Genomic DNA, 25,620 nt, shown 5'->3' on the forward strand with positions numbered 1-25,620 from the left:
TCGGGCCGGATCACCCGTCTGGGGAAACTCAACCGCTGCGATTAAGCGGGCATCAGGGTTAATCTCCGGCTAAGGCCGAACCGGAAATCCACTCAAGCGTCCATGGGCCCGTGCCGCCGGGCGACGAACACGCAGAGTGCCGCGACCGGCAGGCCGATCAGCGCCGTCCCGACGAAGAAGAGCGGGAACCCGGTCTCCTCGATGACGAAGCCGGAGAAGCCCGCGAGCACGCTTCCGGGCAGGGCGCAAAGGGAGGTGAGCAGGGCATACTGGCTCGCCGCGTGCTGCGATGAGGCCAGTCGCGACATGTAGGTGATCAGCACGATCGAGGCGAAGGCATAGGCGAATCCGTCGATGCCGACGCTCGCCGCGAAGGTCCAGAAGGCGGCCCCGCCATGGCCTCCGTGCCACGCGAGATAGGCCAGCGCGAGGTGGGAGGCCGAGGCCGCCACCGTGCCGATGAGCAGGCTCGCCATCATGCCGATCCGCTGGATCACCGCGCTCGCCAGGAAGGTCCCGGCCAGCGCGATCCAGAAGCCGAACAGCTTCGTCACCGTGGCGATGTCGGTGTTCGAGTAGCCGAGATACTTGAACAGCGGGATCGCCATCGCATTCGAGACGTAGCCCGGCATGCGGAACCCGGCCACGAGCAGCAGGACCGGCACCGCCAGGGGGCCGAGCCGGGCCTTCAGGTCGCGGATCGGCGACCAGACCGTCTCGATGAGCCCCGCGCGGGTCGGCTGATCCTCCGTGGAAGGTTCGGGCGCGAGCAAGGCGGCGATGGTGCCGGGCGCCATCAGCGCGGCCATGCAGAGATAGGCGACGCGCCAGCCATAGGCATCCGCGAGGTAGAGCGCCCCGGCTCCCGCCGCGAGGTTGCCGCAGCGGAAGCCGATCTCCACCCAGGAGGACATCAGCGCCTGCCGCTCGACGGGCGCGACGGCGATGCGCCAGCCATCGACCACGATGTCCTGCGTCGCCCCGGCAACGCCGAGCGCCAGGGAGAACACCACCGTCCAGGCAAGCCAGTGGGCGGGGTCCCCAAAGGCGACGCCCGCGAGCGCCGCCGCCACGGCGAGTTGCGAGGCGACGATCCAGCCCCGGCGGCGGCCGATCAGGCGGCCGAGGAGCGGCGGGTCGTAGCGGTCGAGGAAGGGGGCCCAGAGGAACTTGAGCTTGTAGGCGACGGTCAGTTCGCTCAACAGGCCGATGGTCGCCAACGGCACCTTCGCCTCGCTGAGCCACGCCGATTGGGTCGAGTAGACCAACAGGAACGGCATGCCCTGCGCGAAGCCGAGGCCCAGCACCGCCGCTACGCGGATATCGGTGAAGAGCGGCGCGAACAGGCCCGGCTTGTCGGCCCCCGTGCCGGTGCCTTCGGTGGTCGCCTCGGCCATCAGCCGTCGAACCGCATCGCCGCGCGCAGGACGCGCATCACATCATCGACGGCCACGTCCTCGGACGCCTCGGAATCGGCGGCGATTTTGACGCCCACCGTGACGTGCTGGGCGATGATCGCCATGGCCACCTCGCGCAGGGCGGCCGTGAGGGCGTTGATCTGCTGGACCTCGTCCAGGCAGTAGCGATCCTCCTCGATCATCTTACGCAGGCCACGGACCTGTCCCTCGATCCGGTTCAGCCGCTGGATCAGGGGCCGCTTGGCAGCCTCGCCACGCGTCAACTGGATACGGTCGCCGACGACCTCACCCTCGACCTCGGACTCGCTCGACATCCCCGCTCCGTTCGGACACCCGAGCTTCCCGTAACATGAGTTTGATTTGCATGCGGAATGGGGCCCGCCGCCGCCTTCAAGCCGACGGCGGGCCACACATCACAATGGCTCGAGTTCTACATCTGCTCGAGTTGCGCGCCGCTGTCGGGGCGTGCCGGACCGAGGACTGGTTCCTCACCCATCGGCTTGTTCTTGTACGTCGTGTAGGTGCCCTTGCCGTCCAGCGACGGCCCTTGCGTCCACCGTCCCTCCGGCGTCGTCCCGTCCACGGAACTGACGTAGAAGTTGTAGGCGTTCGCGGTATCCTCCTTCTCTTGCGGGAAGGAGTTCGGGATCGGCAGGGCGCCCTGGTGGCCGCCGAGTTCCTCGATCACCGCCAGCCATTGCTGCTGGTGCATCGTGTCGCGGGCGATCATGAAGTGCAGCATGTCCTTCATGCCGGCATCGTGGGCAGCATTGTAGAGGCGAACCGCCAGCACGCGGCCGGTGCTCTCGGCGGCGACGTTACAATACATGTCCGCCGCAAGGTTTCCGCTGGCGTAGATGTGGCTCATGTCGAAGGGGACACCCTCGCAATTGGCCGGAAACGCCGCCATGCCTGTCGAGAGGAGGTGCCGGTGGAGCATACCCTCGATCGTGTGCCGGGCATTACCCCCGCCCATCACCGCCCCGACGACACCATCGGCCGCGCCCTCTTCCTGAAGGGTGGCAGGCGCCTTTTCGAGATTCAGAGCGACGGCGGTCGCGAGCATCTCGATATGGCCCATCTCCTCCGTCGCGGTATTGAGGAGCATGTCGCGATACTTGGTCGTCGGCCCCCGGGCGCCCCAGCCCTGGAAGAAGTACTGCATGCAGACCCGGATTTCGCCCTCGATCCCGCCAATCGCCTGCTGGAGCATGCGCGCGTAGATCGGATCGGGGTTCTCGACCTTCACGGGATACTGAAGGCGCTTGTCGAAGTAGAACATGGAGGCACTCCCTGCGGGTGCGGACAGCCGAGATACCCCTGGGGAGTATCTTGCGGCCTGCAGGGTGAACCTCACCGATTCGAGAAGGTTCGGTCGGGCGGGGAAGAAAAGAACGGCCCCTACGCGGCCTTCTTCCCCCGCTCGGCGATCTTCACGAGGCTGCGCAGCACGTCGGTGGCGATCTTCAGGCGCGACTGGATCGAGGGCAGTTCGCGCACGAACACCACGCTCATGTCCGGGCGCACCTTCGCAAAGGAGGCCTGCTCCGCGACGAAGGCCACGAGACCGGTCGGATTGGCATAGGACCGGTCGCGGAAGTGGACGACCACGCCCTTCGGCCCGGCCTCGACCTTCTCCACGTTGGCCTTGAGGCAGAGGATCTTGATCGTGCCGATCTTGAGCAACTGCTCCACCTCCGGCGGCAGCGGGCCGAAGCGGTCGATCATCTCGGCGCCGAAGGCCTCCATCTCGGCATCGTCCTGGATGGTGGCCAGACGCCGGTAGAGGCCGAGGCGGACGGTGAGATCCTCGACGTAATCCTCCGGGATCGTGACAGGGGCGCCCAGCGCGATGGTGGGCGACCACGCCTCTTCCGGCACGTCCTCGATGCCCGCCTTCAGAGCCGTCACTGCGTCTTCCAGCATCTGCTGGTAGAGCTCGTAGCCGACCTCCTTGATGTGGCCGGACTGCGCATCGCCGAGCAGGTTGCCCGCACCGCGGATGTCGAGATCGTGGCTCGCGAGCTGGAAGCCCGCGCCCAGCGTGTCGAGCCCCTGCAGCACCTTGAGCCGCTGCTCGGCCTGCGGCGTGAGTTGCCGCCCGGCGGGCGTCGTGAACAGGGCGTAGGCCCGCGCCTTCGAGCGGCCGACGCGGCCCCGCAACTGGTAGAGCTGCGCGAGGCCGAACATGTCCGCCCGGTGGACGATGAGGGTGTTGGCGGTCGGGATATCGAGGCCCGATTCCACGATCGTGGTCGAGAGCAGCACGTCGAACTTGCCCTCGTAGAAGGCGGTCATGACGTCTTCCAGTTGCCCCGCCGCCATCTGGCCGTGGGCGACCGCGACCTTGATCTCCGGCATCTCGGCATCGAGGAATTTCTTGACCTCCGCGAGGTCCTCGATGCGCGGCACGACGTAGAAGGATTGCCCGCCGCGATAGCGCTCGCGCAGCAGCGCCTCCCGGATGGAGAGCGGGTCGAACGGCGTGATGAAGGTGCGCACCACCAGCCGGTCGACCGGCGGGGTCGCGATGATCGACAGTTCGCGCACCCCGGTCATGGCCAGTTGCAGCGTGCGCGGGATCGGCGTCGCCGAGAGGGTCAGCACGTGCACATCCGCCTGGAGCGACTTCAGCCGCTCCTTGTGGGAGACACCGAAATGCTGCTCCTCGTCCACGATCAGCAGGCCGAGATCCTTGAACGCGATGTTCTTGGCGAGCAGGGCATGGGTGCCGACCACGATATCGACGGTGCCCGCCGCGAGCCCGGCCCGGGTCTGCTTCATGTCGGCGGCCGAGACGAAGCGGGAGAGTTGGGCCACCTGAACGGGTAGCCCCTTAAAGCGCTCGGCGAAGGTGCGGTAATGTTGCCGGGCGAGCAGCGTCGTCGGCACGATCACCGCCACCTGCTTGCCCGCGATGGCCCCTGCGAAGGCGGCGCGCAACGCCACCTCGGTCTTGCCGAAGCCGACATCGCCGCAGACCAGCCGGTCCATGGGGCGGCCCGCGTTCAGGTCATCCAGCACCGCATCGATGGCGTTGGCCTGATCCTCGGTCTCCTCGAACGGGAAGCGGGCGGCGAATTCCTCGTAGAGGCCCTCCGGCGGCTTGAGCAGCGGCGCCTTCTTCACGAAGCGCTGCGCCGCGACCTTGATGGCTCGCCCGCCATCTCGAGGATGCGGCGCTTCATCTTGGCCTTGCGCGCCTGCCACGCGCCGCCGCCCAACCGGTCGAGGGCGACCTCGGAATCCTCCGAGCCGTAGCGCGTTAGGAGCTCGATATTCTCCACCGGCAGCAGGAGCTGGCCGCCGGTATATTGCAGTTCCAGGCAATCGTGCGGGGCGCCCGCCGCGTGGATCGTCTTGAGGCCGATGAACCGGCCGATGCCGTGGTCGGCATGGACCACGAGGTCGCCCGGCTGCAGCGCCTGGACCTCCAGGATCACGTCCTGCGGGCGCTTGGCCTTGCGCTTCTGGCGCACCAGCCGGTCGCCGAGGATGTCGCCCTCCGACACCACGGCCAGTTCGCCGACGGTGAACCCGGACTCCAGGCCCCACACCGCCACGGCCGAGTCGGTGCCGCGCTTCAGGGCATAGACATCCGACAGGCGGGTGATCGCCACGGGCTTCTTCAGCCCATGGTCGGCGAGCACGCCGCAGAGCCGGTCGCGGGAGCCGTCCGACCAGGATCCCAGGATGACGTGATGACCGGATCCCATGAGATCGCGGATATGGGCGACGGCCGCGTCGAACACGCTGGCATGCTCGTCGGCCCGCTCGGGGGCGAAGCTCCTGCCGGGCTTGGCGCCGCAATCGATGACAGCGCGCTCGGGCGAATCCGGCTGGTCGAAGGGCGTCAGCCGCGCGACCGTGGCGGTCGAGAAGCGCTCCTTCAGCTCGTTCGGCGTCAGGTAGAGGGCGCGGGGCGGCAGGGGCTTGTAGGGTGCCACGCCCGCCTGCGGATGCTTCAGGGCGGTTTCGCGAGCCTGGAAGTAATCCTGCACCAGGGCGAGGCGCTCGGTGGCCGCCTCCTCCACCTGTGGGTCGAGGAGGAGCGGCACCCCGCCGAGATAGTCGAACAGCGAATCGAGGCCGTCGTAGAAGAGCGGCATCCAATGTTCGAGGCCGGCATAGCGGCGGCCCTCGCTCACGGTCTCGTAGAGCCGGTCGTCGCGGGTCGCGGTGCCGAAGCTGCGGATGTAGTTCTGGCGGAAGCGCCGGATCGTCTCGGTGGTGAGCTGTACCTCGCTCATCGGCACGAGGTCGAGGGAGCGCAGCTGACCCGTCGTGCGCTGGGTCTCGGGATCGAAGGCGCGGATCGATTCCAGGGTATCGCCGAAGAAGTCGAGCCGGATAGGCGCGGGCAGGCCCGGCGGCGACAGGTCGAGGATGCCGCCGCGCACGGCGTATTCGCCGGTATCGCGCACGGTGCCGGTGCGCAGGAAGCCGTTGGCCTCCACCCAGGCGACGATGCTGTCCATCGCCACCGCGTTGCCGATGGCCGCCGAGAAGGTCTCACGGGCGATGTGCGCCTTGGGCGGCACGCGCTGCACCAGGGCGTTGATGGTGGTGCAAAGGATGCGCGGGCGCTCCTCGGAGGAGCGCGTCCGGGCGAGCCGGGCGAGGGCGGTCACGCGCTGGGCGGCGACGCCGGTCGTCGGCGAGGTCCGGTCGTAGGGCTGGCAATCCCAGGCAGGCAGGGACATCACGTCGAGTTCGGGGGCGGCGAAGGCGAGCGCCGCCTGGAACGAGGCCGAGCGCCCCGAATCACGCGCCACATGCACCAGCACCGCCGCGCCCTTCGATTCAGGCGCGAGCGCCCGGGCGAGGTCGGCGGCCACGACGGCATCGAACCCCTCGGGCACGCCCGCCAGGGTCGGACTATCGCCGCGTTTGAGCGCGTCCATGGCCTTGGCCAGGGCGGAGGATTTCGGAAGGGCGAAGCGGGCGACCTGCGGCTTGGGCGCGGGCGGTGGCGACTTCGGTTGAGGCTTGGCCATCGGGGCTCGTTCGCGAAATATTCGTCCGCCGACTCGAAAGCGGCGGATGGGGCGGGCGTTAGCCCATCGCGCCACGCCGATCCAGGGTTCCGTCTGCGCCTGCGGTCTGCTCAGGCTTTCTGGCCGACGATCTCCTGCAAGGCCGTTTCCACCCGGCTGCGGAAGAACTCCGCATTGGGCATGCCCTCGGTCATGGCAGCGGCGTGCTCACCCGCCTGACGCAGGATCTCGGCACGAAGCGACGGATCGGACCGCTCCAGAAGGTCGAGCATCACCCTCACCACCAGTTCGGTGGCGATGGAACGGGCGGGATGATCGTAGGGCACCTGCGGTGCGGCATTGTCCTCGCTCATCGACAAGCTCCCTTACGAATGGATCGGCGCGTCGTGGCGGTGAAAGTCGCGCAGGCGGCGCCAGACCGGCGTGTCGTAGTTCGAGGGCGTCTCGGCCTCGCCCGTCAGCCACTTGAACAGGTCGCGGTCGGGCACCTCGATCAGGGCCTCGAACTCGTCGAGCTCGCTCTCGGACAGGTTGCCGATCTCCGCATCGGCGAAGCGGCCCATGATCAGGTCCATCTCGCGAATGCCCCGGTGCCATGCGCGAAACAGGGTGCGGCGGCGGCGGGGGTCGAGGTCGGCGCTCGTGCGGGTTGTGCCGGACATGGATCCTCTGGCCTTTCGATCGAGGGTTTCCGGTGAGATACGCCTCGCAGAGCCCCGTTCCAGTGCGCGTCAGGGCGCATCCGTTCCGAACAGGTCGCGCCAGCCCGTCCGCAACCGCCGTCCGTCCTCGATCCTGGCAGTGAAGCCGACCGCATCGAAATGTTCGAGCACCGGCATCGTCATGTTGCGGCCGATCCCTGCCGCCTCGCGGAACCGGCCGACCGTCAGAAGACCCTCGGGATGCTCCCCCGCCACCCGCTCGGCGAGACAGGCGAGGTCGGCGAGGAGCGTGGGCGGAAGGTAGTAACTCTTCGAGACACGCCGCAGCCAGCCGATGCGGCCGACCTTGTCGAGGAGGGGCCGCAGCGCCTCCGGCTCGCGGCCGAGCGTCTCGGCCAGAAGATGCAGGCGCGGCTGGTCGCTTCCCGCCGCGTCCAGGACACCACGGATTTCGGCATAGAGCGCCGCGTCGGCGGAGCCGAGCCGCGCCTCGTGGCCGGGGCGATGAAACAGGGCACCACGCCGCGCGAGCGCGCCGCCGCGGACCAGACCGTCGAGAACCGCGCGCAGGAGAGGTCGATCGACGACGGGGCGATCGGTCGCCACTTCCTCCACTGAGAGGCCGGGATTGTCGGGCTCGGCGGCGTGGCGTGCGTCGAACAGAGCGATGAGGATCGCCTCAAGGGCCGCGACCCGCGCGGCGGGGAAGGCGAGGCGGCGCTCCCCGGCGTCGACGAGACGCACGGCGCGCACCGCGAGCAATCCGTCGAGAGCGGCGCGGGCGAGATTGCGAACGCGAGCGAAGCGGGCGAGGTCGAGCCCTGCGTCCTCGACGGCCAGCAGCGCGTCGAGGGCCGCCCCGTCTTCCGGCTCGGCCAGGGCTTCAATTTCGGCGCGGCGGGCGGGCAGCCACGCTCCGCGCTTGCCCCCCTCGCCATCGATGACCCGGCCGCCGCCGAGTGTGCGCGAGGCGGTGGCATCGCGCAGGATGAAGCGGTCGCCGGACAGGGCACCGATCGGCGCATCGAGGACGATCCGCGCGACGGCCGAGCCCCCCGGTGGAATGGGGGACGAGTCGGGCGCCAGCAGCACCCGGCCGGTGACGCTCGCCGCGCCGAGATGGCAATGGATCGGGCTGCGATGGCGCAGGGCCCGCGCCTCTCCCGGCAGCAGGCGCAGCCGCACGTCGAGGCGCGTCGTCGGCCCATGCAGTTCGGGGGCAAGCACCCAATCGCCGCGGTGGATGGCCTCGCGGGAGAGGCGCGCGCCCGTCAGGTTGAGGGCGACGCGCTCGCCTGCGCTGGCCGCGTCCGCGACCTCCCCTTGAGCGCGCAGGCCGCGCACCCGTGCCTCCATCCCGGAGCCGGAGACGAGCAGCCGGTCGCCGACCCGGACCGTGCCCGCATGGATCGCTCCGGTCACCACGAGCCCGGCGCCCTGCAGGGTGAAGCAGCGATCGACCGCGAGGCGGAAGCCGCGCTCCGCATCCCCGTTTCGGGTCCGGCTTCCGGCCTTCAAGAGCGTGGTAAGGAGGCTGGGAATGCCCGCCCCGGTCAGGGCGGAGCAGGGCAGGATCGGCGCATTGGCGAGGCTCGTCCCGGCCAGCATTGCGCGCACCTCGTCCGTGACGGCGGCGATCCGCTCCGGGCCGGCCCTGTCCGCCTTGGTGATGGCGACGATACCCTTTTCGAAGCCGAGCAGATCGAGGATGGCGGCGTGCTCGCGGGTCTGCGGCATGACCCCGTCATCGGCTGCTACCACAAGGAGGGCGCAATCGACGCCCGTGGCCCCCGCCACCATGGTCCGCACCAGCCGCTCGTGGCCCGGCACGTCCACGAAACCCAGGGAACGCCCGTCCGGCCGGGCATAGGCGAAGCCGAGATCGAGGGTGATCCCGCGCGCCTTCTCCTCCGGCAGCCGGTCGGCATCGATCCCGGTCAGCGCCTTCACCAGCGCCGTCTTGCCGTGATCGATATGCCCCGCCGTCGCGACGATCATTCTTTTTGGGACTTTGCGTCGTGGATGGGGAGGCGGCGCGGATCGACTCCGCGCCGCCCTGTGTCAGCCCTTGATCCGGGTTTCGGCCAGTTCCGACATGCACGTGTCGTAGGGCGTGAACTCGACCCGATCCGACACCGCGAAGAGGGTGAAGGGCGAGTAGAGGAACAACGCCTTGGCCTTGTCCTGAAGGTAGCGCTCGACCTCCCTCACCACACCCTCCTGCGCCGCCGGATCGGCGGTGTGCAGGAGTTTGTCGTAGAGGGCATCGAAGGCCGGATCCTCCGGACCCTGACGCAGGGTCGCGTCACGCCCGAAGAACTCCCGGTGGACGCAGGCGACCGGATATTGCGGCGTCCAGTCGAAGTACCATTCGAGCTTGACGTCGAACGCCTCCGGCAGGTCGCCCCGGTCGCTGACGAAACGGGCCGAAAGGCCGATCTCCGACAGGTTCCGGCCGATCGCCTCGACCACGCCCTTCCAGGCGGGAGACGAGACGAAGACGAGTTCGCGGCCCGCCAGACCCGCCTTCTCCAGCACCGCCTTCGCGGCCTGGGGATCGTGCGGGAACGGCGCCATGCCGGGATCCGCGCCGTAGCGGCCGGGCTGGATGAAGGCCGGGATCACCGTGCCGTAGCCATGCGCCCCCTGGTCGAGCACCGCCTGCTGGTCGATGGCGAGGTTGAGCGCCTTGCGCACCTCCGGGTCGCGCCAGGGCGAATCCGGCCGGTTCTCGTTGAAGACGCCCGTCAGGATCGTCTTGGCCTTCTTGGTCTGGATCCTTCCCTTGTCGCTCTGGGGGAAGGCCTTCGCCTCATCGGGCGTCAGGTCGAACACCACGTCGACACGGCCGTCACCGGCCGCCACCGACTTGATGCCCTCGGCCTTGCCGATGACGTTGTCGTAGATGATCCGGACACTGGGTCGCCGAGCCGGATTCCAATAGGTCGGGTTTGGCTCCATCACGACCCTGTCGGATCGGGAGTCGATCAGCGAGACACCCTCGGTGAGCACAAACGGGCCAGTCCCCCACGGACCGGGCGCGTCGATGACTCACCAATGGCCTTCGGCCGATCCCGTCTTCGGGTCGATGAAGCCCCACTCGTTCCAGAACCGCGTCGAGGGCAAGTGCATCCCCCGCAGCTTCATCAGCGCGGCGGAATCGCCACCGGGGAAGCGCATGCGGATCGTGCGGTCGTCCACCACGTCGCAGGTGACGTCGCGGGCGAAGTTCAGGAAGGCGCCCGGCGGATGCGGGTTGGTCCATTCCTGGACCTTGTCGAAGCCGAGCTTGAACATCGCGGCGTTGAAAGGCTCGCCGTCCTGATAGACGGCCTCGCGCATCGTCAGTTCGAGGGTCTCGCCGTCGAGCCAGCGCCAGGATTCGGCGAGGCTCGGCTGGCCGATCCCGTCGTGATCGACGCGGTTGGCCTCCTCCATCGTATTCCACGTGATGGACAGCCAGTTCACCGGCGACGGATCGACCACCGTCACCGTGTTGTGGGGGCCGAAGGCACCACCGCCTCCGGGATCCCCGGTCGCATGCGTAACCATGCTTCCTCCTGCTTCATGCCCGCATGGCGTGCGGGGCACCCGCTGGATCGCGGATGCAGTAACCTAGGATAGGGCGAAATCGGTCGCGCGCAATCGACCAGATTCGTGCGGCTTGCCAAGCCGCTCCGCGCCACCCAAACACCATGCATGCGCCGGGCGCCCGCAGGAGCGGGCGGGGCGGGCGGAGGCAGGGATGGCCGCGGGCGGGACGATGGGCAGGGCGGAAGCCGGGGCGCGGGCGGTGGACCTGCGACTCTACGGCCTCCTCGATACAGGCGTGAGTGGCGGCGACGGCGCCGTCCTCGCTCGCCTCGGGGCGGAAGCGGTGGCGGGCGGCTGCACCCTTCTCCAATATCGCGAGAAGGACATCTCCGACGCCCGCGCGACGCTGGAGCGCCTGCGGGCAATCCACGCCGCGATCGGCGGGCAGGTGCCGCTCCTCGTCAATGACCGGGTCGACCTCGCCCTAGCAGCGGGGGCGGACGGGGTGCATCTCGGCCAGTCGGACATGCACCCGTCCGATGCGCGGCGGCTGCTCGGCCCCCAGGCGATCATCGGCATCACGGTGAAGAACGCCGCCCATGCCGACGAGCTCTACCGCTTGCCGGTGGACTATGCCTGCATCGGCGGCGTCTTCGCCACAACGAGCAAGGACAACCCGGACCCGCCGGTCGGCCTTGACGGGCTGTCGCGCCTCCTGTTCCGGGCGCGGCTGGCGCGGGGACCCGGCCTGCCGGTCGGGGCCATCGCCGGGATCGGCGCCGACAACGCAGCGCAGGTCATCGCCGCGGGGGCGGACGGCGTGGCGGTCATTTCGGCGCTGTTCGGCGCTGAGCCGGTGCGCCAGAACGCCCGCCATCTGCGTGGACTGATCGACGAGGCCCTCGCGCAGCGCGGAGCCGCCCGATGACCGCGATCGCGCTCACCATCGCGGGCTCGGATTCCGGCGGCGGCGCCGGCATCCAGGCCGACCTCAAGACCTTCTCGGCGCTCGGCGTCTACGGCGCCAGCGTCGTCACGGCGCTGACGGCGCAGAACACGCAGGGCGTCCAGGGCATCCACGACGTCCCCGCCGCCTTCGTGGCCCAGCAGATCGACAGCGTGTTCTCCGACCTGAAGGTCGGCGCGGTGAAGATCGGGATGCTGTCCCGGCCTGACGTCATCGCCGCCGTTGCGGAGGGGCTCGCCCGGCATGCGGGCGCCATTCCCGTGGTGCTCGATCCGGTCATGGTCGCCACCAGCGGCGACCGGCTGATCGCGGACGAGGCGGTGGCGGTCCTGCGCGAACGCCTGCTACCGCAGGTCGACATCGTGACGCCGAACCTTCCCGAAGCCGCCGTGCTGCTCGGCGAGGAGCCGGGAGACGACGGCGCTGCCCTGGCGCAGCGGCTCCTCAGCCTCGGAGCGCGGGCGATCCTGGTGAAGGGCGGCCACGGGACCGGGCCGGAGAGCGTCGATCACCTCGCCACGCAGGACGGCGTGGAGCGGCGCCTCGCCGCGCAGCGCGTCGAGACCCGCAACACCCACGGCACGGGCTGCACCCTCTCGGCGGCCATCGCCGCCCTGTTGGCGCGGGGATTGCCCCTGCCGGAAGTTGTCGCCGGGGCGAAGGATTACCTCACCGCTGCGATCCAGGCCGCCGACCACCTCGCCATCGGCCATGGCCACGGCCCGGTGCACCATTTCCACGCGTGGTGGCAGCCGACCTGATGTGAAGAGCGGCCCCCGGAACCTTGCGCCCGTCACCCGTTTGCGTTTGAAGAAACATACGATCGTTCGATGAACGGAACGACCGGGCGGATCGAAGGGCCATGCGGGATCAGGTGGAACGGGCGGAAAAGCCGGAGCGGGTCAGCAAGACGCGGGACTTGCTGACCGGTGCGCAGGCCCTGTCGGGGCAACTCGGCAAGACGATCCAGCGTCTGCGCAAGGCCTACAACCTGTCCCTGTCGGACCTCGCGGAGCAATCCGGCGTCGCCAAGTCGATCATCAGCCAGATCGAGCGCAACGAGACCAACCCGACGCTCGCCACCATCTGGCGTCTGTCGCAGGCGCTCGACGTGTCGATCGAGCGGGTCCTCGCGGCGGGCGACGAGGAGCCCTTCATCGAGAAGACCTCCCGGGCCGACACGCCGATCCTCCTCTCCGAGGACGGCAAGGTGCGGCTCGCCATCGTCGGCTGGATCAAGACCGTCGAATGGCTGCAATGGTACGAGGTCACCGCCGATCCGGGCGGCGTCCTCGATTCCGATCCGCACCAGCGCGGCTCGGTCGAATCCCTGTCGGTCAGCGAGGGCGTGTTCGAGGTCGAGGTCGGCGGCACCCTGCAGCGGGCGCGGCCGGGCGAGACCCTGCGCTATCGCTGCGACCGGCCCCATCTCGTGCGCTGCACCGAGGGGCCGGGCCGGGCGACCATGGTGGTGATCATGAAGGCCGCCGTGATGGAGTAAGACCGGCCCCGATCTCCGCGAGGTCGAAGGGCGCGGTCTGGTAGATCGTGTCGATCCAGTTGCCGAAGAGCAGGTGGGCGTGGCTGCGCCAGCGGTTGACGGGGGGCCGTGCCGGGTCGCCACCGGGGAAGTAGTTCGCGGGCAGCACGCCATCGGCATCCCTGGCGAACTCGGCGGCGAGGGTGCCCGCCTCGTATTCGAAATGGTTGAACACGTGCAGCGCCCTCTGGGCGGGGTCGTGGAGCAGGCAGATCCCAGTCTCCGGGCTTTCGAGCAGCACGTCGAGGCCGCGTCCCGGTGGGATGTCCTCCCGGCGGATCTCGGTCCAGCGCGACACCGGCACGACGCATTCGTCCGAGAAGCCGCGCAGGAACGGCGAGGCCGGGGCGAGGACCCGGTGGTCGAATACGCCGAACGCCTTGCGCGGCAGGACGTGCTTCGGAATGCCGTGGAAGTGGTAGACCGCCGCCTGCGCCGCCCAGCAGATCGTGAGGCAATGATGGACGTGCGAGCGCGTCCAATCGAAGATCTGCCGCAGCTCGTCCCAGTAGCCGACCTCCTCGAAGGGCAGGTGCTCCACCGGCGCTCCGGTGATGATGAACCCGTCGAACCGCTCCGCGCGGACATCGCTCCACGGCCGATAGAAGGCATCGAGATGATCGGCTGCGGTGTTGCGCGAGACGTGCTCGCTCATCCGCACCAGGGTCAGCTCGATCTGCAGGGGCGTGGCCCCGAGCAGGCGCGCGAGCTGCGTCTCAGTGCTGATCTTGTTCGGCATGAGGTTGAGGAGCCCGATCCGCAGGGGGCGGATGTCCTGGCGGACGGCGTCGGTCTCGCGCATCACAACCAAGCCCTCGGCTTCGAGGGTGCGGGTGGCGGGCAGGTCGTCGGGGATCTTGATGGGCACGTCGTGTCGGTCCGTTTGCGGAGCGACAGGCGTGGCGTGATCCGTTTGTTGCCGGCTCGGCCACATCCTCCTTGCGGAGCGCCACCTTGCCCGGAGCGGCAGGTTGGCGTTGGGCGTCGCCCCAACTCTTGATGCTGAGGCGGCTTCTAATGCCAAGACGCCGCGTTGGCAATCGGCGGGAAGCTTTCTCCCCGCGCCATCCAGGCTTTACCGCCCGGTGTTCACCCAGCGCACGATGTCGCCGAGCACCGTCACGAGGGCCTGATCGAGTGCCTGGGCACCCGAGCTCGCATCGACCTTCTGCACCGGAACCCGCGCCGTGAAGATGCGCGCGGCCGCGACACGGCCGGTGCCGTCGGCCACGAGCTTCAGGGACAGGTCGACCACGGCCTCGCCCGTGGCGGTCTGGATGTCGAAGGCGCGGATCTCGCTGATGAGCTGGTAATCGGCCGCGATCTTGTCGCCCGGACGGCTCACCGACCGCAAACGCCCGGAATTCTCCAGGCTCTGGATGATCCGGGTTTGGATCAGGCGGGGCAGGCGGTCCGCCCATTGGCCGCCGCCGAGAAAGGACAGCGAACCGGCGCCCTCACGCACGATGATCCGGTCCGCCTCGAAGGGCTGGATGCCTACGGGTTCGGAGACGACGATCGCCCGGCCGGACGCAATGGACCGCCCGCCCGCGGGGAGGGCGGCGAGGTCGAAAGTCAGGGGAGTGGCACCGCCCGCGCAACCGCCCAGAAGGGCGGCGGCGAGCAGGGTCACGGCCGGAAATACCGATCGGATCATACGCACAACCTGTCACATCCCGTCGGAAACCGACAGGACTCCGAAGCTATGCAGCTCAAACTACGCAGTAACTGAAAGGCTGCGGTGCGCCTCAGCACAAACGTGGCCGGAGCCGCCCCTGGCGAGGAAATCAACGGCCGCCGTTGTATTCCGGCAACGACGGCTTTCCGCCGAATATGACCTGCGAGGGATCTCGCTCCAGGCTGCGCACGGTGCGGTTGAGCGTGCCGAGGGTCCGCTGGCCGTCGCCGGACAGGGCCTCGACCTCGCGGCGGCTGCTGCCGGAGAGGCGGCCGAAATTCGTCGAGATGCTGGCGGTGCGCTTGTCGAGGTTCTCCGACATGGTGCGGAAGGCCTTGCCCGCCTCGCGGATCGAGACCGCCGCCTCGCGGATCTCGGCGAAGGTGCTGGTGCCCTGCTGGCCCGAGGCCGAGCCGAGGAAGCCCTCAGCGCCCTTGAGCACGGCGTCGATCCGGTCAGCGGAGGCATCGAGCTTGGCTGCGAGCGAGCGTGCATCGTGCAGGCCCGCCTGGATGTCCGGAGCGGCGCTGGCGAGAGCGGAGGAGAACTTGTCCGCGTTCTCGACGACGCGACCGAGGCGGTTGCCGTCCACCGCCTTCACCAAGCCCGAGATGGCGGGCGCGGCATCGGCGAGGTTCTTCGAGAAGACTTCGACATTGGCGAGGGCGCGGGCGATGGCGCCCTCGTTGCCCGCGACCACCCGGTCGAGATGGGCCATCATGTCGTCGGCCCGCTGCGCCACTTGGCGGGCCAAAGCCATCATGTCCTGAACGTCGGAGCTCTGGGCGAAGATCGTCGCGGGCTCACCGTTGGCGCCGGGCTTGAGGGGCGCCGCGTCGGCGTCGCCGCCGGTGAGGGCGATCACCGACACGCCGGTCAGCATCGCCGAATCGAGGCGGGCGCGGGTGTCGGATTTGAGCGGCGTCGAGGGTGCGACCTTGACCATCGCCATGACCCGCCGGGGATCGTGGGGCGCGAGGTTGATGTCGGTGACCTCGCCGACCTTGATGCCGTTGAAGGTCACGCTTGAGCCGCGCGACAGGCCGCCGACCGAGCCGGAGAAGACGATGCGCACCGTCTCGCTGACCTGCCGGGACGAGCCGCCCGCCAGCCAGAGGGTGAAGCCGAAGCCCGCCAGGATGACGGCGAGGGTGAAGGCCCCGATCAGGGCGTAATTCGCGCGGGTTTCCATGAGGTCAGCCTCCGGTCGCGGCGATGGGGTGATCCTGGTGCGGCGCTCCCGCGACGGCGCGGGCGCGCTTGCCGTGGAAGTACGAGCGCAACCAGGGATGAGGGTTCTCCAGCATCTCCTCCACCGTACCGGCGGCGATGATCTGGCCGTCGCCGAGCGCCGCGATGCGGTCGCAGGCGGTGTAGAGGCTGTCGAGGTCGTGGGTGACCATGAACACGGTGAGCCCCAGCGTCTCCTTGAGGGTGGAGACGAGATCGTCGAACTCGCCCGCGCCGATTGGGTCGAGGCCCGACGTCGGCTCGTCGAGGAACAGGATTTCGGGGTCGAGCGCGAGCGAACGCGCCAGCGCCGCGCGTTTGATCATGCCGCCGGAGAGTTCGGAGGGCAGCTTGTCGGCGGCGTCGGGCTTCAGGCCGACCATCTCGATCTTGAGCCGGGCGAACTCGTCGAGCAGGCGCTCGGACAGCTTCAGGTGCTCGCGCATCGGCACCTGAATGTTCTGCTTCACGGTGAGCGAGGAGAACAGCGCCCCCTGCTGGAACAGCACGCCCCAGCGGGTCTCCATGCGCCGCCGCTCGGCATAGGTCAGGCCGTCGATGTCCCGGCCGAACACCTCGATCGTGCCCGAGCGCTTCGGCACGAGGCCGAGGATCGTGCGCGTCAGCACCGACTTGCCCTGTCCCGACGGCCCGACGAAGCCCAGGATCTCCCCCGGCGGATGTCGAGGTTGAGACCCTTCAGGATCGTCTTGTCGCGGAAGCCGACCACGAGGTCGCGCACGCGGATGATGCTGTCGTCGGTCTCGCTCACCGGGCGGGTCTCAGAAGTCGATGGCGGCGAAGAACACCGCGAACAGGCCATCGAGGACGATGACCATGAAGATGGATTTGACCACGGAGGCAGTCACGCGGCGGCCGAGCGATTCCGCCGAGCCCTCGACCGCGAAGCCCTCGATCGTGGCGATGAGCCCGATGGTGAGCGCCATGAACGGCGCCTTGATCAGACCCACGGTGACGTGGTGCACGCCCACCGCCGCCTGGAGCCGGGCGAGGAACTGATCGACGGTGAGCCCGCCATAGACCATGGCGGTGAGGCCGCCGCCCGCCAGAGCCGCGAGATCGCCGATCAGCGTCAGCATCGGCAGGCTGATCATCAGCGCGAGGATGCGGGGGACGATGAGGATCTCGGTGGCGTCGAGGCCCATGACCCGCAGGGCATCGACCTCCTCGCGCATGCGCATGGAGCCGATCTCGGCGGTGATGGCCGAGCCGGAACGGCCCGCCACCATGATGGCGGTAAGCAGCACGCCGAGTTCGCGCAGGATCAGCAGGCCGATGAGGTTCACGACGAAGGTCTGCGCGCCGAACCGCTGAAGCTGGAAGATGCCCTGCTGCGCGACGATGCCGCCGACGAGGAACGAGATCAGGATGATGATCGGCGCACCGTTCAGCGCCATCTGCTGCACTTGGTTGACCACCGCCGTGCCGCGGAAGCTCCGGGGCCGCAGGGCGACCCGGCCACAGGCGGCCACGACCTCGCCGAGGAAGGCGACGCCGGTCGCGAATTCCTGCCCGCCGCGCGCCACCTGCCGCCCGAGCCCGTCGAGGAAGCCGAGGGCGAAGCCGAGGCGCTTGGGCGGGGCAGGGGGCTCGCCGCGGATCACCACCTCGCCCAGCAGGGTGCGATGCTCGGGCCGCGCGCGGAGATAGGCGAGGCTGCCGCCCGCCGCCTCGACCTCGGCGCGGGTCCGCTCCAGCACCCAGGCGCCGAGGGTGTCGAGCCGCTCGATATCGCCGAGGTCGATCACGAGGCGCGCGGGTCCGCCCGCCACGATCCGGGCGGCCGCAGCCTCCACGGCGGGCGCCTGATCGGCGGTCCAGCGTCCGCCGAGGCGCATCCGCCCGTCGGCTGCTTCCGTCAGCGATGCCGTGCCGGGCGCGAGCCCTTCGGTCAGCACGAGCGGATCTCCTTCCCAGACGCGTGTTTCACGATCCATGCTGCTCCCGCGCCGGGAGCGGATCGTAGGGCCGAGCTTGCCACGCCCCGTCCGTGCGCGAGCACACGGCCGCGTGAGCAGCCATGCTGCGTCATGGTTATGACGAGATTACGGTTGACCGTTTCTTGCTGGCGTCCGCGCCCGCGCGGCCGCCACAGCCAGGGCGGCGCCGAGGCCTGAGAGCGGCGCCATGGCGAGGAAGGCCAATGGCCCCGCCTCCCGGTAGACGAGCCCGCTTACGAGCGTCGCGCTCACCGCGATTCCCGCATTCACGGCCGAGAGGGTGCCCTGCGCCCGGCCGCGCGCGCCCTCCGGCGCGAGGCTCGAGACCGCCTCCATCGCACCGAGTTGGGTGGCGCCGAAGGTGAGCCCGTGCAGCATCTGGAGCGGCACGAGGGTCTCGATCCGGTCGCCGACGAGGAACAGCCCCAGCGCCCGCAGGATGCCCGCCGCGCCGCCGAGCACGAGGAGCGGCACCGGCCCGCGCCAGGAGGCGGGCAGGCGCGGTGCCAGGGCGAACAGGACGATCTCCGCCAGCACGCCGATCGCCCACAGGGCGCCGACCTCCGTCGCGGCAAGGCCGTGGGCAGTCCAGTAGATACTGCCGAAGCCGTAGACCGCCGCATGCCCCGCCTGGATCGAGGCGGCGGCGAGGATGCACAGCCAGAGGCGACGGGGCAGGCGAGGGGACGGGCCGCCGGCCGCGCGCCGGGGCGCCTCGGCCGGGGTCCGGTCGAGGGACGCGGTGAGGCAGGCGATCAGGGCGAGACCGGTGAGAAGGATCGGCACGGCGAGCTTGCCGCCGAGGGCGGCGAGCAGGACCCCGCCCGCGAGGTTGGCGGCGAGGAAGGCGATCGAGCCCGCCATGCGGATCCGCGAATAGGTGAGGCGGGCATCCCGCCGTGCGGCGGACAGGGTGAGGTAGTCGATGGACGGCACCAGCGGCGCGGCGGCTACCGCGTTCAGCACCGTGAGCACCGCCAGGGCGGGCCAGCCCAGGGACGAGGCGGGCGCCATGATTCCGTAGGTCACCGCGACGCCGAAGCTGCCTGCGACGATCAGGCGCCGCGCGCTGAGCCCCCTGTCGATCAGCCCCATCAGCGGCGCCGTGGCGACGATCCGCGTGGCGATGGGCAGGGCGAGCAGCAGGCCGATCACCCCCGCATCGAGATCGAGCGTGGCGAGCCAGACCGGCAGGAACGGCATGGCGATGCCGATCTCGGTGAAGACGACGGCGTAGAGCAGCGACAGGCGCAGCGCGCCGGAAGAGGCTGGCACGGAGGGGCGGAGGGGGCTGACAGGAGGCGCCTTCGTAAGCGCGCGTTAAACCGCGCCTGTCAATGTTCGGGGGTTCGGGGCATGCCGGGCGCGGGGTCTTCTCCCTGCGCGGCGGCCCTTATCGGAAGCGCCGTCGATGTCCGGTCTGCCCAGCGCCCACGCGATCGATGCTGCGGAATACGCAGCGATCGAATCGACGATCGGTGCGAGCGAACGGGGCCAGCAATTCCTCGCCGAGCACGCCCGCCGCGCCCGCGCGGAAGAGATGAGCACGGTGCTCTCGGCGATCGAGCGGCTGGAGCGCACCGTCACCGCCGAGCGCGCCTCCGAGGCGGTGGGCAGCCTGCGCGGCGGCCTGATGGAGATGGCCGAGGCAATCAGCCGGACCAAGTCCGAGATCTCCGCCCTCAGCCTTCCCGGCGGCGACCAGACCCGCCTCACCTCCGCCTCCCAGGCCCTCGACGCCATCGTGCGTGCGACCGAGCAGGCGACCTCCGACATCCTCGGCGCCGCCGAGGCGGTGCAGGAGGCCGCCTGGACCCTGCGCGAGCGCAACGTCGAGCCCGAGACCTGCGAGGCGCTCGACCGCCACGCGACCGCGATCTACACGGCCTGCTCGTTCCAGGACCTCACCGCCCAGCGCACCGCGCGGATCATCTACACCCTGCGCTACCTCGAAGACCGGATCGCCGCGATGATCGCGATCTGGGGCGAAGAGATCGGCCGCGTGCCGCCGCTGGCGAGCGAGAGCACAAAGCCGACTGACGAGGAGCTGTGCCAGCTCGATGTCGACCGCTACATCGCCATGTCCGTGCCATCCGTGACGGCGGCGGCCATCGCCGCCCAGCCGGGCAGCCCGACCCTGCACGAGGACATCGTGTTCGTGCCGGTCTCGACGCCGCTGGAGCCAGCGGCCGAGGCGGCGGTTCAAGCCGCCATTCAGGACTTCAACGCCGAGGTCCTGGCCCTGCAGGAAGTGCCCGAGCCGGAGCCCGCCGCCGCCGAAGCAGCGGCCGAGCCGGACCTGCTGGACTGGACGGAGGCTGCATCCGAAGACGCCCTGCTGGACTTCGTCCTCCCCGACACCGAGCCGATGACCCTCGACGGGCTCGATGCGGAGCCCCCGGAGAAGCGCCTCGCCCTGTTCGCCTGAGGCTGGGTGCCGATATAGGGGGCACCGTCCCGCTCCCTCCGGCTCACCGTGGCACTGCACCTCATCAAGCTCAGCGTCGGCCCGGCCTCCATCGCCGACCTTGCCGCCTATCAGACCGAGTACGCCGCACGCGCCCTCCGCGAGGGCCTTCCGCCGTACCCGGTGCATGTGACGCGGACCCTGCCCAAGCGGCACAGGGAGATCGTGGGCCAGGGCTCGATCTACTGGGTGATCAAGGGCAGCCTGTGCTGCCGCCAGACGATCCGCGCCCTGGAGCCCCAGACCGGCGCGGACGGGATTCCCCGCTGCCGGATCGTGCTCGACCCGCCGCTCATCCCGGTGGTGCCCCGTCCCTACCGTCCGTTCCAGGGCTGGCGCTATCTGCCCGTCAAGGACGCCCCGGCCGATCTCGGCGCGGGCCATGACGGCGACGTGGCCGAGATGCCCGAGACCCTGCGCAGGGAACTCGCAGAATTGGGCCTGCTGTGATCTCCGGGCCTCGTCAGCCCCGTGACCCCACCCCCTCACTTGCATTAGAGTCGAACCCACGCCGGCGCGCCCGGCCGTTGAGGAGCGCCTGATGCGTTACCGCCTGATCGCCGCTGGTTTCGGACTGTTCGCTCTCACCGCAGGCGCTTCGGCCCAGACGGTGGCCCCGGCGGCTCAAGTCCCCCACCGCCAGCCGCGCCCGACGGCGGCGGACCCAGCCCCCGGCACCCCGGCAGCGGCCCTCGACCTCGACGCCACCCGCAAGCGCTTCGATGCCAACGTCGCCAAGCAGAACGAGAGTGACCGCAAGCGGAATTCGAGGCTCGAAAGCTCGATGCGCTCGATCTGCTCGGGCTGCGGCGATGCCCCGTCCACGAAGCCGGTGAAGGCCCGCAAGGCCCGCCCCGCCGCCGTGGCGCCGAAGGCTGCGGACTGAGCCACCGGAAACGGCTTCGTCTTGCCAAAGCGGGAATCGTGCGAAATTCAAAGGCCCCTCCGTCTTTGCGAGCGAAGCGAAGCAATCCAGGGATCCGCCAGGTTTTCAGACTGTTGCGCTGCCTTGGATTGCTTCGCTGACGCTCGCAAAGACGGCGAGGGTGTCCCGGATCCCGAGTTCCGCAACGATCCCCAAAGCGGCTGGATTAGTTCACGATCGGCTTCTCGTGCACGACACCAGCCGGGATCTCGCTCGACACCTTGAGCGCCTGAAGCTCGACCGAGGCGAGGGCGAGTTCGATCTGGGATTTGGCGAGTTCCAAACCGGCCTCGAGAACCGCCGGGTCGAACCCGTCGATCGTGAAGGCTTCGGCCTTGCGCCGCACCGCCTCCTCGAAGACCGCAAGGTCGTCGCGATGGCGACCGGCGACCAACTCGGCGCCCATCAGCCGGATCATATTGGTGAGCGCGGCAATCGCCACGTCCCGGGGATCAGAGGCCTTTTTGCGCATCGGAAGCCTCGCTCGGCGATCGGTGCAGGGTCTTTAGAACCAAACTTGGCTGATCGCTCTCACAGTTCCGTTATATCGCGGATTCGCGATCAAGGGCACCCTCACTCTTCTTGATCTACATTGGCTCTGATCGGGCCATACCGCGAAGGGTGAAGGGAATACCTGTTGGCCACTCACTGCGAGGGAGGGCCGCCTGCCCATCCTGAACCTAAAACCGGATAAGGGCCGACGCGACGCCCGCCAGCCATGGCTAGCTCATGCGTGTAAGGACGAGCGAACACTTCCTTCACCACCCCGAACGGAAGGAGTCGACCAGACCCGGTCCGTCCCCGTTGTGGGGCCATGGACACGCCGTTGCAGACGCAAGGGGAGGCCGCGACGGTCAACCCCGACGCCGTAGCTCGCATGCCGGAAGCCGTCTTCGTCGAGCGCTGGCGCCTTCTCACGGGCGAGCCCCCGGCGATCCTGCTCTGCTCCCGCCGAGCGATGCTGGCGCTACTCGTGGAGAGTGCCCCCGCAGCACCCTTTGTGCCGCCGGTCTCCGCCTGGGACATGGGTGGGCGCAACGACAGCTGAAGGACGCGCCCCAAGAGGGAGCGCCACGGTCGATCATGCGTGCGGATATGTTGGAAAGGTGGGCCCCAGGGCCGAAGCCCTGGGTTCTGTTTCTACGGCTGCCCTGCCGCAAGATGCTTACGCCGCGAGGCGGGCATCCATGACAACGTTATCGTTGGCATTTAGAGTTTTGGTCAGGTGCCCGGAACAGGGGTTGCCTGCGCCAGACCGGTCGAGTCCTTACCGAAAGTCGCATCTTATCCTGCCGAAACAGGGTAGAACTCGCGATCCCTTTACCGTCCAGTCGATCCTATTTCGCCCCCAGCAGAAGCACCCTGGCAGCGCGCAACCCGCAACGCCGGGCGCTCGCTCTACCCCCGTGCGGTATCCGGGGCAGGATGCTTCTGGTGGAGGCGCCGGGTACCGCCCCCGGGTCCTGAAACGTTATTACGAATCGGTCGTCAACCTCGCGGCCACCTTACGCCTTTGTCGGCAAATGGTCCACCGCCTCGAAGCGGGATCGGCGGCAATCCGTGCAGGCCGCCGCCGCAAGCCCGATCGCCTCGCTCGCCGGGGGAGGCGCGTCGCGTCTCGAGGATCCGATCGGGGCAGGGACGAGCGGTCATGAGGCGGCGTCGATCGTGAACTCCATCCCGCGCCCGGGGCCCTGATCGCCGTAATCGGCCAGTGCGAGGCCGCGCTCCGACAAGGTGTCTTCGATCAGCGCACGCTCCTTTCGCACCATCAGGCCGACAGCCTGGGGCGTCAGGCGGGGATTGGCCGATCTCAACCGATCGACCCCGATGCTGGCCGGGATACCCTCGCTCTCCGCGATCCTGGCGAGCGCCAGACCGAGATCACGTGCCTTGGTCTCGGCGGCTGTCTTCGGCTTGAACGCCATCGTTCCGTCTCCCATCCATGCGCTCGTTCGCGCGCCGTCGCGTCGGGCTCGACCCCGGGCCTTCCCGAACCAGCCGAGGCAGTACGCTACTCAGCCGGAACGAGGGGACGGGGTGCCGCCGCTCGGGTCAACGCGAAGAAGCCGAAGGCCGAAGCGAAGATCACCGCGCCGAAGCTCGCCGCGATGCCGAGCACGAGGCCGAAGCCGCCGCGATCATGCAGGACCGCGATCATCGGCACGACGAAGCCGCTCGCCGTGAAGCCCAGGAAATAGCGCACGCTGTAGGCCCTCGTCCGGTAAGCCGCCGGCACGTAGCGCGCCACCATCGCGTCGTTGATCACCACTTGGCCGTAGAGCGCCGCCATCGTGAGGACCAAGCCTGCCAGAAGCGGAAGGCCCGTGCTTACGGCGGCGATACCGAGCCCGACCGGCTGAAGGATCGACAGGCCGAGAAAGAGCGTGGGGAGGCTGAAGCGGTCGATCAGCCGCCCCATCGCCAGCTGGGTCAGGGCGCCGAAGGCGAAGACCAGGGTCGCGACCGAGCCGATCAGGGCGAGGGGAAGTTGCGCGCCGACACGCTCATCCACGACCTTCGGCAGGGCGATCGTGGTGATGTTGAAGGTCATCCCGCCTGCGATGATGGCAAAGGCGAAGACGACGAGGAGCGGGATCGGGCGCGCCACGGCAATGACCGGGGCGCCGCTCACCTTGCTGCTACTGCCCTCGCCGTCTTCGGGGACCAGAGCCAGGAAGGCCGCACCGCAGCCGAGGCACAGCAGCCCCGGTGCGATGAAGGCCGCCTGCCAGCCGAGGCTGGAGGCGAGCAGGGCCGTCACACCGGAGGCGGTGGCGGCTCCGGCATTTCCCCAGACGCCGTTTACGCCCAGATCGCGCCCGAGGCGGGTCGCGTGCGTGACCAGCATCGCCGAGCCGACCGGATGGTAGATCGCCGAGGCGAGCCCCAGCACGCAGAGCCACACCGCGAAGGCCGTCGGGCTCGCCGCGCTCGCCACACCGAGGCAGGACAGGCCGTAGCCGAAGAAGAAGATCGACAGCATCGTGCGCCGTCCGAACCGGTCGGCGAGCCAGCCCATGGGGAGCGAGCAGAGCCCGAAGGCCACGAAGGCACCGGTCGCGAGCCCGATCAACTCGCCGTAGCCCAGGCCCGTCTGCGCCGCGATGGCGAGGACGGCGGTCGGGTAGATGAGCAGCACAAAATGGTCGAGGGCGTGCGCGACGTTGACGAAGCGCAAGGTCCGGCGGGACAGGGTTGCGGCGTCCATGAGTCAGGCGTCTCCTTGAGACTGCCGTCTATATCTGACCCGTTGCAAGCGGTCGGGCCGAAGTTGTACGCGATCGGGCCAAAGTGGACGGGGGTTGGGCACGATGCGGTCGATCCTGGCGGAGGATTATCAGGATGTCCCCCGCGACGTCGCGGTGATGCCCAAGACCTACGCTGCGAGCAGCCGCATCGATGCCCACTCCCACAAGCGGGCGCAACTGCTCTACGCCACGGCAGGCCTGATGATGGCCACCGCGGAGGATGGGACCTGGGTCGTTCCCGAGGGCCATGCTCTCTGGATACCGCCGGGGCTGACGCACGCGGTCGCCATGCACGGGGCGGTCTCGATGTGCTCGGCCTATCTCGCGGTGAAGGCCGTGGGGGACTTTCCACGCCGCGCCCGCGTGATCGAGGTCTCGTCCCTGCTGGCGGCGGCCCTCGCGGCCCTCGGAGCGGAGCCGGTACTCTACGACGAAGCGGGGCGCGGCGGGCATCTCGCCGCCTTGGTGCTCGACGAGATCCAGCGGGCACCGGAGACCAAGCTGACCTTGCCCCTGCCGAAGGATGTCCGCTTGCGACGGCTCTGCCTCGACCTGATCGAGGCCCCCGCGACCGATCGCGATCTCGACGCCTGGGCCGAACATTGCGGCCTCAGCCGACGCACACTGACCCGCCGGTTCCGCAGCGAGACGGGCATGACCTTCGACCAATGGCGGGCCAGGGCAAGGGTCGTGCGGGCCCTGGCCCTCACCGCCGACGGATGGTCGCCGCGCCGCGTGGCGGCCTCAGTTGGCTACCGCAGCATCCAAGCCTTGCGGGGACGGACGCAGGCTTTGCTGCCGATGCAATCCTCCGACGCATTATCCCTTCCCAACACCTTGCCCCTCGCGTCGTGAGGCTGCGCAGGCTCGAGGGCAATCGGCCTATGGCACTGTGCGTTTTTGACTCAAGTCGCCGGCAGTCCGCGACGTCGCTTCAGAACCTAGTTTCATCGTCAGATTTTTCTGTTCGGCTGCTCGCCTCGCAGACCG

At 69.0% G+C, this 25,620-nt stretch carries 22 protein-coding genes, 1 other RNA gene, 3 pseudogenes and 1 riboswitch; of the genes and pseudogenes, 8 read left to right on the forward strand and 18 right to left on the reverse strand.

Going from position 1 to position 25,620, the window contains the following annotated elements:
• Positions 1-92: 92 nt before the first annotated feature.
• The 8 genes and pseudogenes from ACFQE0_RS18450 to ACFQE0_RS18485 form a co-directional block, all read right to left on the reverse strand.
• Positions 93-1,397: an AmpG family muropeptide MFS transporter gene (locus tag ACFQE0_RS18450; protein ID WP_378972262.1), complete on the reverse strand. Its 1,305-nt coding sequence runs from the start codon at positions 1,395-1,397 to the stop codon at positions 93-95.
• Positions 1,397-1,732, reverse strand: coding sequence for a metal-sensitive transcriptional regulator (locus ACFQE0_RS18455; protein WP_378972264.1), 336 nt, complete (start codon positions 1,730-1,732; stop codon positions 1,397-1,399). The genes ACFQE0_RS18450 and ACFQE0_RS18455 overlap by 1 nt, the downstream gene beginning before the upstream one ends.
• Before the next feature lie 116 nt (positions 1,733-1,848).
• Positions 1,849-2,700 carry a manganese catalase family protein gene (locus ACFQE0_RS18460; RefSeq protein WP_378972266.1) on the reverse strand — a complete coding sequence of 284 codons (852 nt, stop codon included), beginning with the start codon at positions 2,698-2,700 and terminating at the stop codon, positions 1,849-1,851.
• A gap of 119 nt (positions 2,701-2,819) precedes the next feature.
• Positions 2,820-6,415 (reverse strand): annotated as a pseudogene (gene mfd, locus ACFQE0_RS18465) (transcription-repair coupling factor).
• A gap of 110 nt (positions 6,416-6,525) precedes the next feature.
• The gene (locus tag ACFQE0_RS18470; RefSeq protein WP_378972268.1) at positions 6,526-6,768 is read right to left on the reverse strand and encodes a hypothetical protein; all 243 of its coding nucleotides are present in this window, start codon (positions 6,766-6,768) and stop codon (positions 6,526-6,528) included.
• A 12-nt stretch (positions 6,769-6,780) separates the two neighbouring features.
• A complete protein-coding gene (locus ACFQE0_RS18475; protein ID WP_378972270.1) occupies positions 6,781-7,077 on the reverse strand; it encodes an FAD assembly factor SdhE in 297 nt (98 codons plus the stop codon).
• 69 nt (positions 7,078-7,146) lie between these two features.
• Positions 7,147-9,075 carry a selenocysteine-specific translation elongation factor gene (selB, locus tag ACFQE0_RS18480; protein WP_378972273.1) on the reverse strand — a complete coding sequence of 643 codons (1,929 nt, stop codon included), beginning with the start codon at positions 9,073-9,075 and terminating at the stop codon, positions 7,147-7,149.
• A 63-nt stretch (positions 9,076-9,138) separates the two neighbouring features.
• Positions 9,139-10,629, reverse strand: a pseudogene (locus tag ACFQE0_RS18485) (ABC transporter substrate-binding protein).
• Between the two features lie 193 nt (positions 10,630-10,822).
• Between ACFQE0_RS18485 and thiE the strand changes: the two are divergent.
• The 3 genes from thiE to ACFQE0_RS18500 all read left to right on the forward strand — a co-directional run bounded on the left by thiE (position 10,823) and on the right by ACFQE0_RS18500 (position 13,079).
• The gene (gene thiE / locus ACFQE0_RS18490) at positions 10,823-11,539 is read left to right on the forward strand and encodes a thiamine phosphate synthase (protein WP_378972275.1); all 717 of its coding nucleotides are present in this window, start codon (positions 10,823-10,825) and stop codon (positions 11,537-11,539) included.
• Positions 11,536-12,339 (forward strand): bifunctional hydroxymethylpyrimidine kinase/phosphomethylpyrimidine kinase, encoded by an 804-nt coding sequence (thiD, locus tag ACFQE0_RS18495; RefSeq protein ID WP_378972277.1) that lies wholly within the window; start codon positions 11,536-11,538, stop codon positions 12,337-12,339. Before thiE ends, thiD begins: the two co-directional genes overlap by 4 nt.
• 101 nt (positions 12,340-12,440) lie before the next feature.
• Complete coding sequence (locus ACFQE0_RS18500) at positions 12,441-13,079, forward strand: helix-turn-helix domain-containing protein (protein WP_378972279.1); 639 nt, start codon at positions 12,441-12,443, stop codon at positions 13,077-13,079.
• On the opposite strand, the gene ACFQE0_RS18505 is transcribed toward ACFQE0_RS18500, so the two are convergent.
• From ACFQE0_RS18505 to ACFQE0_RS18530, 6 genes and pseudogenes are all read right to left on the reverse strand, one after another.
• Positions 13,054-13,986, reverse strand: coding sequence for a homoserine O-succinyltransferase (locus tag ACFQE0_RS18505; protein WP_378972282.1), 933 nt, complete (start codon positions 13,984-13,986; stop codon positions 13,054-13,056). The two genes, ACFQE0_RS18500 and ACFQE0_RS18505, sit on opposite strands and share 26 nt — an antisense overlap.
• 34 nt (positions 13,987-14,020) lie before the next feature.
• Positions 14,021-14,126, reverse strand: a riboswitch (SAM-I-IV-variant riboswitch).
• 67 nt (positions 14,127-14,193) lie between these two features.
• On the reverse strand, positions 14,194-14,775 hold the full coding sequence (locus ACFQE0_RS18510) for an ABC-type transport auxiliary lipoprotein family protein (protein WP_378972284.1): 582 nt from the start codon (positions 14,773-14,775) through the stop codon (positions 14,194-14,196).
• Between the two features lie 130 nt (positions 14,776-14,905).
• Positions 14,906-15,988 carry an MlaD family protein gene (locus ACFQE0_RS18515; protein ID WP_378972287.1) on the reverse strand — a complete coding sequence of 361 codons (1,083 nt, stop codon included), beginning with the start codon at positions 15,986-15,988 and terminating at the stop codon, positions 14,906-14,908.
• 4 nt (positions 15,989-15,992) lie between these two features.
• Positions 15,993-16,768, reverse strand: a pseudogene (locus tag ACFQE0_RS18520) (ABC transporter ATP-binding protein).
• Positions 16,769-16,808: 40 nt separating this feature from the next.
• Positions 16,809-17,885, reverse strand: coding sequence for an ABC transporter permease (locus ACFQE0_RS18525; protein WP_378975566.1), 1,077 nt, complete (start codon positions 17,883-17,885; stop codon positions 16,809-16,811).
• Positions 17,886-18,092: 207 nt separating this feature from the next.
• Positions 18,093-19,262, reverse strand: a complete 1,170-nt coding sequence (locus ACFQE0_RS18530; protein WP_378972289.1) for an MFS transporter — start codon at positions 19,260-19,262, stop codon at positions 18,093-18,095.
• A 136-nt stretch (positions 19,263-19,398) separates the two neighbouring features.
• Here ACFQE0_RS18530 and ACFQE0_RS18535 point away from each other — a divergent pair, with 136 nt between their 5' ends.
• The 3 genes from ACFQE0_RS18535 to ACFQE0_RS18545 all read left to right on the forward strand — a co-directional run bounded on the left by ACFQE0_RS18535 (position 19,399) and on the right by ACFQE0_RS18545 (position 21,340).
• Complete coding sequence (locus ACFQE0_RS18535; RefSeq protein WP_378972291.1) at positions 19,399-20,415, forward strand: hypothetical protein; 1,017 nt, start codon at positions 19,399-19,401, stop codon at positions 20,413-20,415.
• A gap of 48 nt (positions 20,416-20,463) precedes the next feature.
• Positions 20,464-20,904 carry a DUF1489 family protein gene (locus tag ACFQE0_RS18540; protein ID WP_378972294.1) on the forward strand — a complete coding sequence of 147 codons (441 nt, stop codon included), beginning with the start codon at positions 20,464-20,466 and terminating at the stop codon, positions 20,902-20,904.
• A 91-nt stretch (positions 20,905-20,995) separates the two neighbouring features.
• Positions 20,996-21,340 (forward strand): hypothetical protein, encoded by a 345-nt coding sequence (locus ACFQE0_RS18545; protein WP_378972296.1) that lies wholly within the window; start codon positions 20,996-20,998, stop codon positions 21,338-21,340.
• A gap of 205 nt (positions 21,341-21,545) precedes the next feature.
• On the opposite strand, the gene ACFQE0_RS18550 is transcribed toward ACFQE0_RS18545, so the two are convergent.
• The gene (locus ACFQE0_RS18550) at positions 21,546-21,851 is read right to left on the reverse strand and encodes a hypothetical protein (RefSeq protein WP_378972299.1); all 306 of its coding nucleotides are present in this window, start codon (positions 21,849-21,851) and stop codon (positions 21,546-21,548) included.
• 342 nt (positions 21,852-22,193) lie between these two features.
• Here ACFQE0_RS18550 and ACFQE0_RS18555 point away from each other — a divergent pair, with 342 nt between their 5' ends.
• Positions 22,194-22,427 carry a hypothetical protein gene (locus ACFQE0_RS18555; protein WP_378972301.1) on the forward strand — a complete coding sequence of 78 codons (234 nt, stop codon included), beginning with the start codon at positions 22,194-22,196 and terminating at the stop codon, positions 22,425-22,427.
• Between the two features lie 264 nt (positions 22,428-22,691).
• Here ACFQE0_RS18555 and ssrA read toward each other — a convergent pair.
• From ssrA to ACFQE0_RS18570, 3 genes are all read right to left on the reverse strand, one after another.
• Positions 22,692-22,863, reverse strand: a transfer-messenger RNA (tmRNA) gene (ssrA, locus tag ACFQE0_RS18560).
• 165 nt (positions 22,864-23,028) lie between these two features.
• Entirely contained in the window at positions 23,029-23,307 is a 279-nt protein-coding gene (locus ACFQE0_RS18565) for an adenylosuccinate synthase (protein WP_378972303.1), read from the reverse strand.
• 86 nt (positions 23,308-23,393) lie between these two features.
• Entirely contained in the window at positions 23,394-24,590 is a 1,197-nt protein-coding gene (locus ACFQE0_RS18570) for an MFS transporter (RefSeq protein WP_378972306.1), read from the reverse strand.
• A 103-nt stretch (positions 24,591-24,693) separates the two neighbouring features.
• On the opposite strand from ACFQE0_RS18570, the gene ACFQE0_RS18575 reads away from it, so the two are divergent.
• Positions 24,694-25,485 carry a helix-turn-helix domain-containing protein gene (locus ACFQE0_RS18575; protein WP_378972308.1) on the forward strand — a complete coding sequence of 264 codons (792 nt, stop codon included), beginning with the start codon at positions 24,694-24,696 and terminating at the stop codon, positions 25,483-25,485.
• Positions 25,486-25,620: the final 135 nt, after the last annotated feature.

The sequence above is a fragment of the Methylobacterium komagatae genome, from assembly GCF_042661665.1.
GTDB classification, from domain to species: domain Bacteria; phylum Pseudomonadota; class Alphaproteobacteria; order Rhizobiales; family Beijerinckiaceae; genus Methylobacterium; species Methylobacterium komagatae.

Excerpts from the sequence above, each read along its gene's own strand:
- ACFQE0_RS18525 (WP_378975566.1), bottom strand. The coding sequence starts at position 17,885 with ATGCGCCTCGGCGGACGCTGGACCGCCGATCAGGCGCCCGCCGTGGAG.
- ACFQE0_RS18515 (WP_378972287.1), bottom strand. The coding sequence starts at position 15,988 with ATGGAAACCCGCGCGAATTACGCCCTGATCGGGGCCTTCACCCTCGCC.
- ACFQE0_RS18550 (WP_378972299.1), bottom strand. The coding sequence starts at position 21,851 with ATGCGCAAAAAGGCCTCTGATCCCCGGGACGTGGCGATTGCCGCGCTC.
- ACFQE0_RS18510 (WP_378972284.1), bottom strand. The coding sequence starts at position 14,775 with ATGATCCGATCGGTATTTCCGGCCGTGACCCTGCTCGCCGCCGCCCTT.
- ACFQE0_RS18455 (WP_378972264.1), bottom strand. The coding sequence starts at position 1,732 with ATGTCGAGCGAGTCCGAGGTCGAGGGTGAGGTCGTCGGCGACCGTATC.
- ACFQE0_RS18545 (WP_378972296.1), top strand. The coding sequence starts at position 20,996 with ATGCGTTACCGCCTGATCGCCGCTGGTTTCGGACTGTTCGCTCTCACC.
- ACFQE0_RS18570 (WP_378972306.1), bottom strand. The coding sequence starts at position 24,590 with ATGGACGCCGCAACCCTGTCCCGCCGGACCTTGCGCTTCGTCAACGTC.
- ACFQE0_RS18470 (WP_378972268.1), bottom strand. The coding sequence starts at position 6,768 with ATGAGCGAGGACAATGCCGCACCGCAGGTGCCCTACGATCATCCCGCC.
- ACFQE0_RS18575 (WP_378972308.1), top strand. The coding sequence starts at position 24,694 with ATGCGGTCGATCCTGGCGGAGGATTATCAGGATGTCCCCCGCGACGTC.
- ACFQE0_RS18475 (WP_378972270.1), bottom strand. The coding sequence starts at position 7,077 with ATGTCCGGCACAACCCGCACGAGCGCCGACCTCGACCCCCGCCGCCGC.
- selB (WP_378972273.1), bottom strand. The coding sequence starts at position 9,075 with ATGATCGTCGCGACGGCGGGGCATATCGATCACGGCAAGACGGCGCTG.
- ACFQE0_RS18565 (WP_378972303.1), bottom strand. The coding sequence starts at position 23,307 with ATGGCGTTCAAGCCGAAGACAGCCGCCGAGACCAAGGCACGTGATCTC.
- ACFQE0_RS18450 (WP_378972262.1), bottom strand. The coding sequence starts at position 1,397 with ATGGCCGAGGCGACCACCGAAGGCACCGGCACGGGGGCCGACAAGCCG.
- ACFQE0_RS18500 (WP_378972279.1), top strand. The coding sequence starts at position 12,441 with ATGCGGGATCAGGTGGAACGGGCGGAAAAGCCGGAGCGGGTCAGCAAG.
- ACFQE0_RS18460 (WP_378972266.1), bottom strand. The coding sequence starts at position 2,700 with ATGTTCTACTTCGACAAGCGCCTTCAGTATCCCGTGAAGGTCGAGAAC.
- thiE (WP_378972275.1), top strand. The coding sequence starts at position 10,823 with ATGGCCGCGGGCGGGACGATGGGCAGGGCGGAAGCCGGGGCGCGGGCG.
- thiD (WP_378972277.1), top strand. The coding sequence starts at position 11,536 with ATGACCGCGATCGCGCTCACCATCGCGGGCTCGGATTCCGGCGGCGGC.
- ACFQE0_RS18535 (WP_378972291.1), top strand. The coding sequence starts at position 19,399 with ATGTCCGGTCTGCCCAGCGCCCACGCGATCGATGCTGCGGAATACGCA.
- ACFQE0_RS18555 (WP_378972301.1), top strand. The coding sequence starts at position 22,194 with ATGGACACGCCGTTGCAGACGCAAGGGGAGGCCGCGACGGTCAACCCC.